The sequence below is a fragment of the Actinotalea soli genome (assembly GCF_017565425.1).
Classification (GTDB): domain Bacteria; phylum Actinomycetota; class Actinomycetes; order Actinomycetales; family Cellulomonadaceae; genus Actinotalea; species Actinotalea soli.
In genome coordinates this window covers 57,288-70,923 of record NZ_JAGEMK010000011.1, presented here as the reverse complement: position 1 = coordinate 70,923, position 13,636 = coordinate 57,288, and the positions used below count along the sequence as shown (strand labels likewise).

Annotated in this window: 13 protein-coding genes; 9 read left to right on the top strand and 4 right to left on the bottom strand. The window is 73.2% G+C overall.

Going from position 1 to position 13,636, the window contains the following annotated elements:
* Positions 1–53 precede the first annotated feature (53 nt).
* The 5 genes from J4G33_RS15855 (at position 54) to J4G33_RS15835 (ending at position 4,894) form a co-directional block, all read left to right on the top strand.
* The gene (locus J4G33_RS15855) at positions 54–1,238 is read left to right on the top strand and encodes a PP2C family protein-serine/threonine phosphatase (protein ID WP_208056961.1); all 1,185 of its coding nucleotides are present in this window, start codon (positions 54–56) and stop codon (positions 1,236–1,238) included.
* Positions 1,235–2,965 (top strand): sensor histidine kinase, encoded by a 1,731-nt coding sequence (locus J4G33_RS15850; RefSeq protein WP_307793961.1) that lies wholly within the window; start codon positions 1,235–1,237, stop codon positions 2,963–2,965. Before J4G33_RS15855 ends, J4G33_RS15850 begins: the two co-directional genes overlap by 4 nt.
* On the top strand, positions 2,962–3,402 hold the full coding sequence (locus tag J4G33_RS15845) for a response regulator (RefSeq protein ID WP_208056960.1): 441 nt from the start codon (positions 2,962–2,964) through the stop codon (positions 3,400–3,402). Before J4G33_RS15850 ends, J4G33_RS15845 begins: the two co-directional genes overlap by 4 nt.
* Positions 3,403–3,503: 101 nt before the next feature.
* Entirely contained in the window at positions 3,504–4,439 is a 936-nt protein-coding gene (locus tag J4G33_RS15840; RefSeq protein ID WP_208056959.1) for a proteasome assembly chaperone family protein, read from the top strand.
* A 251-nt stretch (positions 4,440–4,690) separates the two neighbouring features.
* Positions 4,691–4,894, top strand: a complete 204-nt coding sequence (locus tag J4G33_RS15835) for a cold-shock protein (protein WP_208056958.1) — start codon at positions 4,691–4,693, stop codon at positions 4,892–4,894.
* Between the two features lie 57 nt (positions 4,895–4,951).
* Here the strand turns inward: J4G33_RS15835 and J4G33_RS15830 are convergent, their stop codons facing one another.
* Entirely contained in the window at positions 4,952–5,857 is a 906-nt protein-coding gene (locus J4G33_RS15830) for a spermidine synthase (RefSeq protein ID WP_307793960.1), read from the bottom strand.
* Between the two features lie 88 nt (positions 5,858–5,945).
* Here J4G33_RS15830 and J4G33_RS15825 point away from each other — a divergent pair, with 88 nt between their 5' ends.
* Genes J4G33_RS15825 through J4G33_RS15815 form a run of 3 tightly spaced genes read left to right on the top strand, consistent with a single transcriptional unit; the run spans position 5,946 to position 8,139 of the window.
* The gene (locus J4G33_RS15825) at positions 5,946–6,425 is read left to right on the top strand and encodes an SAV_6107 family HEPN domain-containing protein (protein ID WP_208056957.1); all 480 of its coding nucleotides are present in this window, start codon (positions 5,946–5,948) and stop codon (positions 6,423–6,425) included.
* Positions 6,426–6,435: 10 nt separating this feature from the next.
* Positions 6,436–7,701, top strand: a complete 1,266-nt coding sequence (locus J4G33_RS15820; RefSeq protein ID WP_208056956.1) for a DNA polymerase IV — start codon at positions 6,436–6,438, stop codon at positions 7,699–7,701.
* A gap of 36 nt (positions 7,702–7,737) precedes the next feature.
* A complete protein-coding gene (locus J4G33_RS15815; RefSeq protein WP_208056955.1) occupies positions 7,738–8,139 on the top strand; it encodes an SCO2097 family morphological protein in 402 nt (133 codons plus the stop codon).
* 212 nt (positions 8,140–8,351) lie between these two features.
* Here the strand turns inward: J4G33_RS15815 and J4G33_RS15810 are convergent, their stop codons facing one another.
* Genes J4G33_RS15810 through J4G33_RS15800 form a run of 3 tightly spaced genes read right to left on the bottom strand, consistent with a single transcriptional unit; the run spans position 8,352 to position 12,816 of the window.
* Positions 8,352–10,562 (bottom strand): transglutaminase TgpA family protein, encoded by a 2,211-nt coding sequence (locus J4G33_RS15810; protein ID WP_208056954.1) that lies wholly within the window; start codon positions 10,560–10,562, stop codon positions 8,352–8,354.
* The gene (locus J4G33_RS15805; protein WP_208056953.1) at positions 10,559–11,812 is read right to left on the bottom strand and encodes a DUF58 domain-containing protein; all 1,254 of its coding nucleotides are present in this window, start codon (positions 11,810–11,812) and stop codon (positions 10,559–10,561) included. The genes J4G33_RS15810 and J4G33_RS15805 overlap by 4 nt, the downstream gene beginning before the upstream one ends.
* Entirely contained in the window at positions 11,812–12,816 is a 1,005-nt protein-coding gene (locus J4G33_RS15800) for an AAA family ATPase (protein ID WP_208056952.1), read from the bottom strand. Before J4G33_RS15800 ends, J4G33_RS15805 begins: the two co-directional genes overlap by 1 nt.
* A 358-nt stretch (positions 12,817–13,174) precedes the next feature.
* Here J4G33_RS15800 and mraZ point away from each other — a divergent pair, with 358 nt between their 5' ends.
* The gene (gene mraZ, locus J4G33_RS15795) at positions 13,175–13,627 is read left to right on the top strand and encodes a division/cell wall cluster transcriptional repressor MraZ (RefSeq protein ID WP_208057017.1); all 453 of its coding nucleotides are present in this window, start codon (positions 13,175–13,177) and stop codon (positions 13,625–13,627) included.
* Positions 13,628–13,636: the final 9 nt, after the last annotated feature.

The window sequence follows — 13,636 nt, the reverse complement described above, 5'->3', positions numbered from 1 at the left end:
TCTAGGATCATCCTTCGACGAGCCGGACTCCCGGTCCCCGCGAAAGGTGCCCCGTGCCGTACAACGAGCTCAACCAGCGCCCGGCCCGGGTGCTCCTCGTCGAGGACGACGACGGTGACGCCCTGCTGGTCTCCGAGCTCCTCGCGGACTCAGGCATCCAGGTGGACCTGCAGCGTGCCCGCTCGGTCGAGGAGGCTGCGCGGCGGCTCGACGTCGAGTGCGTCCTGCTCGACCTCGGCCTGCCCGACGCCGCGGGCTTCTCGGCCCTGGACCGCGTGCTCGCCGCGCCACGTCCCCCCGCGGTGGTCGTCCTGACCGGGCTCGCCGAGACGGGCCAGGGGCTGCAGGCCGTGGCCCGGGGCGCCCAGGACTACCTGGTCAAGGGTGAGGTCTCGCCCGAGCTGCTCGCCCGGGCCGTGCGCTACGCGATCCAGCGGCGACGTGCCGAGACCCAGGAGCGAGACCTCTACCGCGCCCAGCTGCGCGCCTCGGAGACCAGTCGGCTCGAGCGGGCGCTGCTGCCCACCCCGCTGGTCGGCGACGGCGAGCTCGAGGTCCTCGTGGGGTACCGGGCAGGCCGGGACGGGCTCCTCGGGGGGGACTTCTACGACGTCGTCGAGCGGGCCGACGGCTCGGTCGCGGCCGTGGTCGGCGACGTGGCCGGTCATGGGCCTGACGAGGCTGCGCTGGGGGCGACCCTCCGGACCGCCTGGCGCACCTCGGTCCTCGCGGGGCTCCCGGCGGCCCAGGTCCTCGACGTGGTCGAGCAGATCCTCTCGGCCGAGCGTGGCCGTCCCGAGATCTTCGCGACCCTGGTGATGGTCGTGGTCGACCCCGAGCGGAGCTCGATGGAGCTCTTCCTCTGCGGCCACCCGACACCGTTCCTCCTGGACGACCCGACGACCTCGTTGCCCAGCGCGCACCGTGGGCGTGCCCTGGGGATCCCGGTGCTCGGGGGCTGGACCTCGGTGCGGGTCGAGCTCGGCGACCGGTGGCGGATCATCCTGTTCACCGACGGGGTGCTGGAGACCACGATCGACGGCGGGTCCGCCCGGCTCGGCGAGGAGGGCCTCCAGGAGATCATGGCCGAGCAGGTCCGTGGCGGGCGCGGGCGGCACGCCGACGCGAGCCGGCTCAGCCTCGTCGACCGCATCCTCGAGGCCGTGCGTGCGCGCCACGGTGGCGACCTGGTCGACGACACCGCCCTCGTGGTCCTCGGCTGGGGTCAGGACGCGTGACGGCCTCCGAGCACGGGGTGAGCCTGCGCCGACGGGTCGACCTCGCCCTCGTGGCTGCCGGGCTCGTCCTGCTCCTGGCGCTGTCTGTCGGGGTGGCGGCCCTGATCGCCGTGCAGACGCGCCAGCGCGAGGTCACGGTGGTCTACTACGAGGCCATCACCCAGACCGACGTGGCCTACGTCCAGCTCCTCGACGCCGAGACCGCCGTGCGCGGGTTCCTGCTGACGGGGGACCCGGTGACCCTCGAACCGCTCGAGCGCATCGTCGACGCGGCGGAGCCCGAGGTCGACGTCGAGATGCTGCTCGAGGACCACGTCGGCGCCGACTCCGACATCCTCCGGACCCGGACCGAGGCGGCCGAGGCCGCCTCCTCCTGGTACCGCGACTGGGCCGAGCCGGCCATCGAGCAGGTGCGCACGGACGGGGTCGAGGCGGTCTCGGTCGCGGAGGTCGAGCGTGGTCGTGTGCTGTTCGACGAGGTGCGCGCACCGCTCCATGCGCACACGCAGCTGCTCCTCGCCGGTCGCGAGGAGGCTGCTGCGGGCCTGCGGGCCGCGACCCTGACCCTCGTGGGCACGGTCGTGGCCCTGGCCGTGCTGGTCGTGGGTGGTGGCGCCCTGCTCTGGTACTTCCTGCGCCGGTGGGTCACCGACCCGCTCGAGGGGTTGGCGACCGACGCCCGGACCGTGGCCGCGGGGGACACCGCGCACGAGGTGACCGTCGTCGGGTCGGGGGAGGTGCGCCAGGTCGCAGGGGCCGTCGAGCACATGCGCCATCAGCTCGTCCAGGCCATCGAGGCGCACGCCGAGTCGCGCCGCGCGCTGGAGGAGTCCCACGCGCGGCTCGAGGAGCAGACCGAGGACCTGCAGCGCTCCAACCGGGACCTCGAGCAGTTCGCCTACGTGGCCTCGCACGACCTCCAGGAGCCGTTGCGCAAGGTCGCCAGCTTCACCCAGCTGCTGGCGAAGCGTTACGAGGGCCAGCTCGACGAGCGGGCCGACCAGTACATCGCCTTCGCGGTCGACGGCGCCAAGAGGATGCAGCGCCTGATCAACGACCTGCTCGACTTCTCCCGTGTGGGCCGGATCGGCGGGGAGCTCGCCGACGTCCCCCTGGAGGCCGTGCTCGACCAGGTGCTCCTCGACCTCGGGCCCCTGGTCGAGGAGACGGGTGCGCAGGTGTCCTCCGCCGGACTGCCCGTGGTCCGGGGGGAGGCGCCGCTGCTGACCCAGCTCGTCCAGAACCTGGTGGGCAACGCGATCAAGTTCCGGCACCCCGAGCGAGCTCCTGAGGTGCGTCTGACGGCGCGACGGGTCGGCGACGCGTGGGAGGTCGCGTGCCACGACAACGGCATCGGCATCGACCCGCAGTACGCGGACCGCGTCTTCGTGATCTTCCAGCGGCTGCACGCCAAGGAGGTCTACGAGGGGACCGGCATCGGTCTGGCGCTCTGCAAGAAGATCGTCGAGTACCACGGCGGTGACATCTGGATCGACGACGACGTCGTCGAGGGGACGACGATCCGCTGGCGCCTGCCCGCCCCGGTCGAGCCCGCCAGGACGACCCTCGAGGCGGCACCCGAGCCGACGCTCGCCGATACTTCTGAGGACGAGCACGACGAGCACGACGAGCAGGACGAGCACGACGAGCACGACGAGCACGACGAGCACGACGAGCACGACGACGAGACGGTCGGCACGGTCGACCAGGAGGACGGGACCCGATGAACGAGGTGCAGAAGCCGATCGACGTGCTGCTGGTCGAGGACGACCCGGGTGACGTGCTCATGACCCGGGAGGCCTTCGAGGAGAACAAGGTCGTCAACCGCCTGGCCGTCGTGAGCGACGGGGCGAGCGCGATGCAGTACCTGCGCAAGGAGGGCGAGTACGCCGACGTCCCGACCCCGGACATGGTGCTCCTCGACCTGAACCTGCCTCGTATGGACGGGCGCGAGGTCCTGGCCGCGATGAAGTCCGACGACGAGCTGCGTCGCATCCCGGTCGTCGTGCTGACCACCTCGGAGGCCGAGGAGGACGTCCTGCGCAGCTACTCGCTGCACGCCAACGCCTACGTCACCAAGCCGGTGGACTTCGCGCGCTTCATCGAGGTGGTCCGCCAGATCGACGACTTCTTCCTCACGGTGGTGCGGCTGCCCTCGCGCTGATCGTCGGGTCCGGCGAGGAGCCGGCCCCACGTCGGCCGGGAATCAGCCCCACGGTCGCGGCGTTGGCACGGGGGAACGGTCGAGCGAGCGGAGAGAGCGAGATGCGGGACCCCAGGGAGATCTACGAGGTCGACGAGCAGGTCGCGGCCGAGCTGGCACGCCACGTCGAGGTGGGCCAGGGCCCGGTCCTCGTGCACATGGTGCGCGGGTTCGTCGACGCCGGCGACGCCGGCCAGCTGGCGAGCGAGCACCTCACCGGGCACTTCGAGAGCACCCGTCTGGCCACCTTCGCGGTCGACGAGCTGCTCGACTACCGCGCCCGTCGTCCGGCCATGACCTTCGACGCCTCCACCTGGAGCGACTACGCCGAGCCCGAGCTCGTGGTCGACGTGGTGCGGGACGGCGAGGGGGTGCCGTTCCTGCTGCTGCACGGGGTCGAGCCCGACGTCCAGTGGGAGCGTTACGTCGCGGCCGTCCGTCAGATCCTCGAGCGCTTCGACGTCCCCCTGACGGTCGGGGTGCACGGCGTCCCCATGGGGGTGCCCCACACGCGTCCGCTCGGGGTCACCGCCCACGGGACCCGTCCCGAGCTGGTCGCGGACCAGGTCTCGTGGTTCGGGACCGTCAAGGTGCCGGCGAGCGTGAGCGCCCTGATGGAGTACCGGCTGGGGCGCGCGGGTCACGACGCCATGGGCTTCGCGGTCCACGTGCCGCACTACCTGGCGCAGTCGGCCTTCCCCCATGCCTCGTTGGTCGCCCTGCAGAACGTCGAGCGGGTCACCGGCCTCGAGCTCGACTCGCAGGTGCTCGAGCGCGCCGCCCGCGAGGTCCTGGCCGAGGTCGAGAGCCAGGTCGCCGACTCCGAGGAGATCGCCGCGGTGGTCCGTGCCCTCGAGGAGCAGTACGACTCGTTCAGCCGCGCGATCGGCCGGACCAACCTCCTCGCGGAGACCGCCGACATCCCCACCGCCGACGAGCTCGGAGCCGAGTTCGAGAGGTTCCTCGCCCAGCAGGACGGGGATGACCGCAGCCGGTGATCATGCGTTGACCTGCGTCGGGACCGCCGTCGACCCTGGCGCTGGTCGACGGCCGCATGCCAGACTTGTCCCGTTGCGGTGACGTGCTTCCGCACGGCTCGCGGAGAGCTCTACCTCGAGCCGTGACCTCGTCGACGGGGCCTTGAGGCCCTCGCCGGCGCAGGGCGGGGGACAAGGGCACTGCGGCACGAGGACCGGGCGCCGGGCCCGGTCACCGACGTCCCCCGGATGGACAGAAGGACAGGACACGTATGGCGCAGGGATCTGTGAAGTGGTTCAACGCTGAGAAGGGCTACGGCTTCATCGCCCAGGACGGCGGCGGCGCCGACGTCTTCGTCCACTACTCAGCCATCGAGACGGAGGGCTACCGCAGCCTCGAGGAGGCGCAGCGGGTCGAGTTCGAGATCACCCAGGGCCCCAAGGGTCCGCAGGCGGAGCAGGTCCGCCCGGTCTGAGCCAGCGCTCGCGCAGTGGGCGAGGCCGCACCCCTGGGGGTGCGGCCTCGCCCGTCCTCAGGGCGCGTGCTCCGACCCGACCGCGGGGGGCGTCTGGGGGTCAGGAGGGTCGGCCAGGGGGGCGGCGGACCCCACGAACGCGTCGAGCTCGGGTCCGCGCAGCAGCCGGGTCGGGACCGGCAGCGAGCGCAGCGTGCGGGCCAGACCGGGATCCGCCAGGTCGAGGTCACCCTGACCGGAGCGCGTGCCGATGAGCACGAGGTTCCCGTACCGACGACCGCGCAGCATGCCCGGCTCGCTCACCAGGGCTGCCCCGGGCAGGACCGCGCGGATGGTGGCCATCTCCGCCCGGGCCAGCTCGAGGGGCGGTCGATCGGCGCAGTTGGCCAGGTAGACCCCTCCGGGGCGCAGCACGCGGGCGACCTCCTCGACGAACTCGCGCGTGCCGAGGTCCGACGGGGTGCGGTCACCCGCGAAGACGTCCCGGACGACGAGGTCGGCGCTCGAGTCCGGCAGCTCGGTGAGCCGCGCCCGCGCATCACCGGGCCGCAACCGCAGCCTGGGGGAGCGGGGCAGGTCGAACCACGCCCGCACCAGGGTCAGCAGCGCGGCGTCGACGTCGACGGCGATCTGACGGGATCCGGGCCGTCGTGCGTCGAGCCACCGCGGCAGGGAGCAGGCCCCGGCACCGAGGTGGACCGCGTCCAGCGGGCCAGGAGGCAGCACGTCGACGACGGCCGCCATCTGCTGCATGTACTCGAACTCGAGCCACGTGGGGTCGCCGAGCTCGACGTGGGAGGACGGTACGCCGTTGACCAGCACCGTCACGGCTCCGGGGTCGCTGCGGTCCCTGACGAGCTCGACCCAGCCCGTGTCGATCGGCACAGGGCCCTCGGGCAAGGCGGCCGGCTCGGCGGCGACGGCGCGGGGCCCTCGGCGGGAGCGGGGTCGGCGATCGGGCACCCCGACACGCTAGTGCTCCGTGCGCCTGGTCACGCACTTGACGCACGTCGAACAGGTGTTCGATACTCGTCGTACGGAGGTGACCACGATGATCACGAGCACCAGCACGGCGCGACGCCGGACGAGGTCTTCGCACCAGGGGGAGCGAGGCGATCTCCACGCGGTGGCGCCGGTCCCGCGGACGGTCGTCGACCTCCTTGCACGGAGCGACGCCGAGCTGGGTGCGGCCGAGCTCGCCACGGACCCGGCCGAGCGCTTCGTGCACGGGCATCTCGCGGCTCTGCGAGCGGGGGCGGCCCTGCTCGAGGTCACGGGTCGACCCGTTCGACGACCCATGCCGCGTACGGTGTGGGACATGGTCTCAGCGGTCGCCCCGGAGCTGTCTGCCTGGGCAGGGTTCTTCGCTGCCGGTGCCCCGACCCGTGCGGCGGTCGAGTCCGGCCGTGACGCCGACGTGGACGAGACCCGGGCCGACCGGACCGTCGCCGCCGCGGAGGACTTCCAGGACGCGGTCCGTGCCCTCGTCCTCCCGCCGCACGAGCACACCCTCGATCTCGAGGCGTCATGAGCAGGCGGGGATGAGCCGCGGTCCGTTGCGTCGGGGGCCACGGCCGGACTGGGGCTCGGACGAGTCGCACTGCGGCATCCTCCACGTCGACATGGACGCCTTCTTCGCCTCGGTCGAGCTCGTCCGACGACCGCATCTCCGCGGGCGTCCGGTGATCGTGGGCGGTGAGTCGCGCGGTGTCGTCCTCGCAGCCACCTACGAGGCGCGGGCCTTCGGGGTCCACTCGGCGATGCCCATGGCCCAGGCGCGCCGGATGTGCCCGCAGGCGATCGTGCTCCCTCCCGACCAGGCGGCCTACCGCGCAGCCTCCGTCGCCGTGATGGCGATCCTGGGCCAGGTGACCGCACTCGTCGAGAAGGTCAGCGTGGACGAGGCCTTCCTGGACGTCTCCGGGGCTCGTCGACGGCTCGGCTCGCCCACGGTGATCGCCGAGCAGATCCGGGAGCGGGTCCGTCGCGAGCTCGACCTGCCGTGCTCGGTAGGCATCGCGTCGACGAAGTTCGTCGCCAAGCTCGCCTCGGGGATGGCCAAGCCCGACGGGGTGCTGCTGATCCCGCGGGCGGCGACCGTGCCCTTCCTCCACTCGTTGCCGGTGGGTTCCCTCTGGGGAGTCGGGGAGCGCACCGAGGCCGCCTTGGCCCGTTGGGGGATCACCACGGTCGCCCAGCTCGCTGACTCCGAGGTGGCGACCGTCCAGCGCGCGGTCGGCAAGGTGGCCGGGGCGCACCTGCACGACCTCGCGTGGGGACGAGACCCACGTCCCGTGACCCCGGTGCGTCAGGAGAAGAGCATCGGTGCCGAGAGCACCCTGCCTGAGGACACCGCCGACAGGTCCGTCCTCGAGACCCATCTGGTCAGCCTCGCCGACCGCACCGCGACGCAGCTGCGCGAGCGAGGTCTGGTGGCCAGGACCGTCAGCCTCAAGGTGCGGTCGGCCGACTTCCGCACCCTGACCCGGTCGCGGACCCTGGGCGTGCCGACCGATACCGCGCGAGAGGTCTCGCTCGCGGCCCGAGAGCTCCTCGCAGGCGTGGACCTCGGGGGTCAGGCGGTTCGCCTGGTCGGGGTGAGGGCTGAGGGGCTGACCGCGTCGACCACGCGCCCGCTCACCCTCGAGGAGTCGGTCGACGACGGGCACGCCCCGCAGCGCCGTGCGGAGCAGGCCATGGACGAGGTTCGGCGGCGCTTCGGTGCGGGGGCCGTCCGCGCCGCGAGTGTCGTGGACGCGACCTCGCGAACGTCAACTATCCTTGAGCCCCCTGGGGATCTATCCTGAGGGTGTCCCCGTCCCACCGGCAGCGCGGAGGTAGCGATGCCTCTGTCCGAGTACGAGCAGCGCGTACTGGAGCAGATGGAGCAACAGCTCACGTCTGACGACCCCAAGCTCGCGAACACCTTCCAGGGGCGGGGCGGTACGAGCATCCGTCGCTGGCTCCTCTGCGGCTCCGGGGCCCTCCTCGGTCTCGCGGTCCTCGTGGTGGGCGCGGCGACCAGCCAGGCATGGCTCGGGGTCCTCGGATTCATCGGCATGTTCATCTCCGTCGTCCTGGCCTTCTCGCCCCCGCGACGTCGCGGACCCGCAGGAGTGGTCGGAGCCGACGGTTCCGTGCGGGGGCGGCCGAGTCCTCAGCGCGGGCCCAAGCGTTCCTCTCCAGGGCTCCTGGCCCGCATGGAAGAGCGATGGGACAAGCGGCGCGACGAGCGCGGTCAGTAGCTCGAGCGCGACGGGCGCCGTCCGCCCGACGAGCACGTCGGGCGCGGTCAACGGCTTGAGGAAGATCGTGGCCGGAGAAGGCCACTCGGCCTGGGAGCGGCGGCTGGCTGAGCCCGGTGGCCGGCGACCCGACGTCGCGTGTCGGTCGTGACCCCGGGCCCCGGGGCTCGGTAGGGGTCCCGTCGCGCTCAGTGCCTGGCCCACCAGGTCGGTCAGCGCACAGGCGACCTCTCCGCCTGTCGGGTCTCGGCCGGTGCCCACCCCGCGAGCACGTCGTCCAGGGCTGCCTCGAGGTCGCTCGCCGCGACCACCACGGGGTCAGGACCGTAGCGCTGCTCCTCGGTGGCACTGAGGAGCAGCGCTAGCCCCTCCTCGGCGCGCCGCAGGGCCACCGACCCGGGAAGCAGGTCCCAGGAGGACCGCACCGTCTCCGCCGCCTGCCGCGGCGTCGTCGCCGCGGACCACTCCACGCCGTGGGCCGCGAGGCGTTCCCGCAGCGTCGCCCAGGCCGTCTCGGCGTCCAGGGGCGGCGCCGGTCCGCGGCGCCGACGTCGGCGTGCCACGAGGAGGCTCACGAAACCGGCGCCCACGAGGAGCGCGAGCCCGAGCACCAGTGCCACCGGGACGCGGGTCGCCCCGACGGACACCTCGCCGCCGGCCGCAGGGGACTCGGCCTCGCCGGGCGCCTCCTCCGGCTCGGTCTCGACCTCGGCCTCGGGGGCGTCGGGCTCCTCGACCTCGGTGGGCTCCTCGGCCAGGAACGGGTCGGCGTAGGCCGGGGGTGGGCCGGTCTGCGTGGCCGGTGTCGGTTCGAAGCGGACCCAGCCGGCGCCGGCGAAGTGGAGCTCGGGCCAGGCGTGGGACTGGCGTCCGGTGACGACGTACTCGCCGGGCGTGCCGCTCGCGCGGCCCGGGAGGAACCCCACGGCCAGCCGCGACGGGATGCCCAGGCTGCGTGCCATCACGGTCATGGCCGTCGCGTACTGGACGCAGTACCCGGTCCGGTCGGTCAGGAAGTCCCACACCGCGTCGTCGGTCCGTGCCTCGGGGACCTGGGTGTCGTACCGGAAGTTGCCCGCGTCCCGGAAGTAGGACTGGAGCGCGAGCGCCTGGTCGTAGGTCGTGCTGCTCCCGGCGGTGACCTCGACGGCGAGCGCGGTGATCTCGGCGGTGAACGGGCTCTCCGGTACCCACAGGTGGGGGCTCGACGGGTCCTCGCCGACGGCGGCGTCCCGACGCAGGGTCTCGGGGCTCAGGTCGCGGGCGGACGTGCGGACGACGTAGGTGCTGTCGCGGGTGGTGGGGCCGTCGGTGACCACCTCGTCGCGTGAGGGGTCGTACGCCCAGGGGCCGGCGATCTGCACCTCGCGAGGCTCGAGCGGGATCGGCAGGCGGTCCTGGTCGAGGTCCCCGACGGTGATCCGGAACCCGTCCGTACCCTCCTCGTCGGCAGCGCTGCTCGGTGGGCTCGTCGGCCACAGGACGCCCTCGAGCCCCGTGACCTCCTCAGGGGCCTCGCCCCGCCGCCACTCGGTGCCGTCGAAGGCGTCCATCGTGAACATCCGGAGCGGGGACGGCGTGGCGGAGTCGGTGGTGTAGGTGAGGATCGGGCGATCCGATCGCGGGGCCAGGCTCGATCGCATGTCGAGGTCGGTCGAGAGGCGGAGCGGGCCGTCGATGGCCGGCGGGCCCCAGGTCGAGGGCAGCCGGACGGTGTTGAACCAGGGAGCTGCCGTGGCGAGGGGGCTGACCACGAGGGCGAGGACCGTCACCCCGGCGGCCACCAGCACGGTCGGGCCCGCAGTGCGACGGGGCTCGCGGGCCCCGCGGCGCTGCCGCCCCCCGGTCAGGCTCAGCAGGACGAGGAAGGCGACGCCGCCGACGAGCAGGACCCAGCCGGAAGGACTCTGCTCGAAGACGGCCGCCGGTGCCCAGAGGCCGAGCAGGGCGACCCCGGCCAGGCCCGCGCGACCGAGGGCGAGGGCGAGCAGGTCGGCCAGGAGGGCGACGACCACTGCCCCCGTCACGACGAGCAGCTCGACCCCCCGGTCTGCGACGAGGGGCATCACCCCGTCGGCGATGGACCCGACGCCTCCCTCGGCGAGGCCGGTCAGCCGTCGCAGGCTCGGGGCGGTGGGCAGGGACGCCGTGGGGCCCGTGCCGGGGCCGGCGTACAGGATCCACAGGACGGCGAGGGCCAGCAGGCTCGTCCATCCGGTCGGGGCCAGCCGGGAGGTGCTGCGTGAGCGGATGGCGGCTGCCGCCGCGGTGAGGCTGACCACGAGCAGGGCTGACAGGGCCAGCCAAGGACCCGGCGCGAGGAGCCCGTCCAGGGTGGCGACCCCCGTGAGCACCGCGACCGACAGGACGGCGGCACCGAGCCACGCCCGGGTGCCCGTGACAGCAGGCCGGGACCGTGTCATCGGCGCACCGCCAGACGGTCGTCCGAGCTGAGCAGCCGGGCCCAGGCCCGGCCGAGGTCTTCCCCGACCGTCACCGGGCAGGCGGTCCACCCGGCTCGGCGCAGGCTCGTGAGGGTCTCGACCTCGTCCGGGAGGGGCTCGGCAGCGGTGCGCACCATCGCCCACCCGTGGCTCGCCTCGCCGACGCGGGCCAAGGAGGTCAGGCAGGCTCGGTCGGTGCCACCGAGCACCGCGAACACCAGCTCGGCCCCCCCGGCCTCGACCGTGAGCGTGTCGACCGCGGTGACCAGCCAGCCCCGGCGTTCGTCCTCGTCCCTCGGGCGGCGCAGGTCGACCGTCTGGTCCAGCAGGGCCTCGGCCGCCACGGGTCCCGTGTCCGCACGGTGGTGGTCGTTCGCCGCGCCGAGGACGTCCCCTCCGAGGATCCTCGTGTGGTGACCGCCGTCCAGGAGGGCGAGGGCCATCGAGGCCGCGGCGGAGATCGACCACTCGGCGGCCTCGTCCTCGGTCGCGATGTCCAGCAGCACGCTCGCGGGCCGGCGTCCGGATCGCTCGTCCTGGCGGACGACGAGGGTCCCGCGCCGTGCGCTCGAGCGCCAGTGCACCCGACGCAGGTCGTCACCCGCCCGGTACTCGCGGAGCGAGGAGTCGTCGGGCGAGGCGGTCTTGGCTCCCAGCGCTGCACGGTCGACGTCCTGCGAGCTCGAGGCCTCCTGCAGGCTGAGCGGGGCGACCCGGGGCCGGACGCCGACGAGCATGGGCTCGCCGAGGGGACCGCGCGAGTGCGTGGTGCCGAACAGGTCGCGACGCCGCACCTCGAGCGGCCCGACGGCCCAGCGTCCGCGGCGCTCGGGGGAGATCGCGTAGGTCAGGGTCAGGCGGCCGGGAGCGCGCTGGACCCGGGCGCGCAGACCGCCCGCGCCCGAGAGCTCGCGGGCCGCGCGCTCGGCGATCTCGAGGCGATCGAGCCGATGGGACCCTCCGGAGCTGGTGAGCTCGACGTCGACCGAGGCCTGCGCGCCGGCCACCACGGGGTGCGGGACGACGCGCCGGGTCAGCCGCAGCTGCCCGCGGCGCTGCGCACGGTGCTCGACCACCAGCTGGAGCCCACCCGCGACGACGGCGAGGAGCAGCAGCGCGCCGATCTGGACCACCTCGAGCGCTCCGACCAGGACCCCGGCCACGAGGAAGGCGAGGCCGGCGAGGGCGAGGGCGAGGCCCCGCCCGGTCGGTCGGACCCGCGGGGCCATCAGCCGATCGCGCGGGCGTCGGGGGCGGCGACCCGCCCGGCGACCGGGACGGGCGTCCGCGCGAGGACCGCCTCGAGGGTCTGTGCCACCGTGTGTCCCGAGAGCCGGGCGTCGGTGCTGGGAAGCAGGCGGTGGGAGAGCACGGGCTCGGCCAACGCCTGGACGTCGTCGGGCAGCACGTGGTCCCGGCCCTGCATCGCGGCCAGGGCCTTGGCCCCGCGCAGCAGCTGGATCCCGGCACGGGGGGACGCGCCGAGCCGGAGCATCGGGTCGGTCCGCGTCGCCTCGGCGAGGTCGACGACGTACTGCTTGATGCCGGGGGCCGCGTAGAGCCGGCGGGCGATGCCGACCATGCGGGCGACCTCGTCGGCGGTCGTGACGGGGACGAGGTGGCTCAGCGGGTCGGCCTCCTCCTGCCGGTCGAGCATCTCGACCTCAGCCTCCCGCGACGGGTAGCCCACGCTCAGCCGCGCCATGAAGCGGTCGCGCTGCGCCTCGGGCAGGGCGTAGGTCCCCTCCATCTCGATCGGGTTCTGCGTGGCCAGGACGAGGAAGGGCCGGGGCAGCTGGTAGGTCGTGCCGTCGACGGTGGCCTGGCTCTCCTGCATGCACTCCAGGAGAGCCGACTGCGTCTTGGGAGAGGCGCGGTTGATCTCGTCACCGATGACGATGTTCGCGAAGACGGGGCCGCGACGGAACTCGAACTCGTGCTGCTCGGCCCGGTAGATGGTCACCCCGGTCAGGTCGCTCGGCAGCAGGTCCGGGGTGAACTGGATCCGGCCCACCGTGCAGTCGATCGAGCGTCCGAGGACCTTGGCCAGCGTCGTCTTGCCGACCCCGGGGACGTCCTCGAGCAGCAGGTGCCCCTCGGCGAGCAGGACGGCGACCGTGAGACGGACGAGGTCCTCGCGTCCCGAGATCACCGTCTCCATGGAGGCGCGGATGCTGCTCGAGACCTCGGCGAGGTCCTCGAGCTCGTTCGTCGTGGGCAGTGCGTGGACCATGGGACCCCTTCGTCAGGACTGGCACGAGCCTAGGCGACACGGGCCCCCCACTTCCCTCCCCCTCCGCGTCCTGGACGCCGCCGGGGCCGGCCGTCAGTGCCTCCGTGAGCGGCCCTCACGTGTGCATGGCGGGTCCCTCGCGCGGCAAGGCCCCGGCGGGCGCGCCGTCGGGGCGGGCGGGCTGCCGGATCCCTCCACCTTCCTCCACGGGGCTTGACCTGCGACGACACCAGGTCCGGGCGGGTGAAACCCGGCTCGGATCCCTTGCGGGTGGAGGGAAGTGGAGTAACGTGGGGCCACCGGGGGAGCGGTGGGCCTTTCCGGGGGGACCAGAGGGGAGCGTGACGTGGCCGACTCCATGAGCTACGGCACGTACTCCCCGTTCCTGGGCACGTACACCCCTCGGCTCGACGACAAGGGCCGACTGATCCTTCCGGCGAAGTTCCGCAGCCAGCTGGCCTCGGGGCTCGTGGTCACCCGGGGCCAGGAGCGGTGCCTGTTCGTGTTCCCGGTCGAGGAGTTCCGTCGCATGCACGACCAGATCCGGCAGGCCCCCGTCACGAGCAAGCAGGCGCGGGACTACCTGCGTGTCTTCCTGTCCGGGGCGCACGACGAGGTCCCCGACAAGCAGGGCCGGCTCTCCATCCCCTCGGCCCTGCGTGCCTACGCGGGGCTCGACCGGGACGTCGCCGTCATCGGTGCCGGGACCCGCGTCGAGATCTGGGACGCGGCGGCCTGGGAGACGTACCTCGAGGAGCAGATCAGCACCTACTCCGAGACGGCCGAGGAGGTGTTCCCCGGTGCCTTCTGACTGACGCAC

Bases quoted from the DNA above. Each gene is read 5' to 3' on its own strand.
- J4G33_RS15845 (WP_208056960.1), top strand. From the start codon at position 2,962: ATGAACGAGGTGCAGAAGCCGATCGACGTGCTGCTGGTCGAGGACGAC.
- J4G33_RS15840 (WP_208056959.1), top strand. From the start codon at position 3,504: ATGCGGGACCCCAGGGAGATCTACGAGGTCGACGAGCAGGTCGCGGCC.
- J4G33_RS15835 (WP_208056958.1), top strand. From the start codon at position 4,691: ATGGCGCAGGGATCTGTGAAGTGGTTCAACGCTGAGAAGGGCTACGGC.
- J4G33_RS15825 (WP_208056957.1), top strand. From the start codon at position 5,946: ATGATCACGAGCACCAGCACGGCGCGACGCCGGACGAGGTCTTCGCAC.
- J4G33_RS15820 (WP_208056956.1), top strand. From the start codon at position 6,436: ATGAGCCGCGGTCCGTTGCGTCGGGGGCCACGGCCGGACTGGGGCTCG.
- J4G33_RS15815 (WP_208056955.1), top strand. From the start codon at position 7,738: ATGCCTCTGTCCGAGTACGAGCAGCGCGTACTGGAGCAGATGGAGCAA.
- J4G33_RS15810 (WP_208056954.1), bottom strand. From the start codon at position 10,562: ATGACACGGTCCCGGCCTGCTGTCACGGGCACCCGGGCGTGGCTCGGT.
- J4G33_RS15805 (WP_208056953.1), bottom strand. From the start codon at position 11,812: ATGGCCCCGCGGGTCCGACCGACCGGGCGGGGCCTCGCCCTCGCCCTC.
- J4G33_RS15800 (WP_208056952.1), bottom strand. From the start codon at position 12,816: ATGGTCCACGCACTGCCCACGACGAACGAGCTCGAGGACCTCGCCGAG.
- mraZ (WP_208057017.1), top strand. From the start codon at position 13,175: ATGAGCTACGGCACGTACTCCCCGTTCCTGGGCACGTACACCCCTCGG.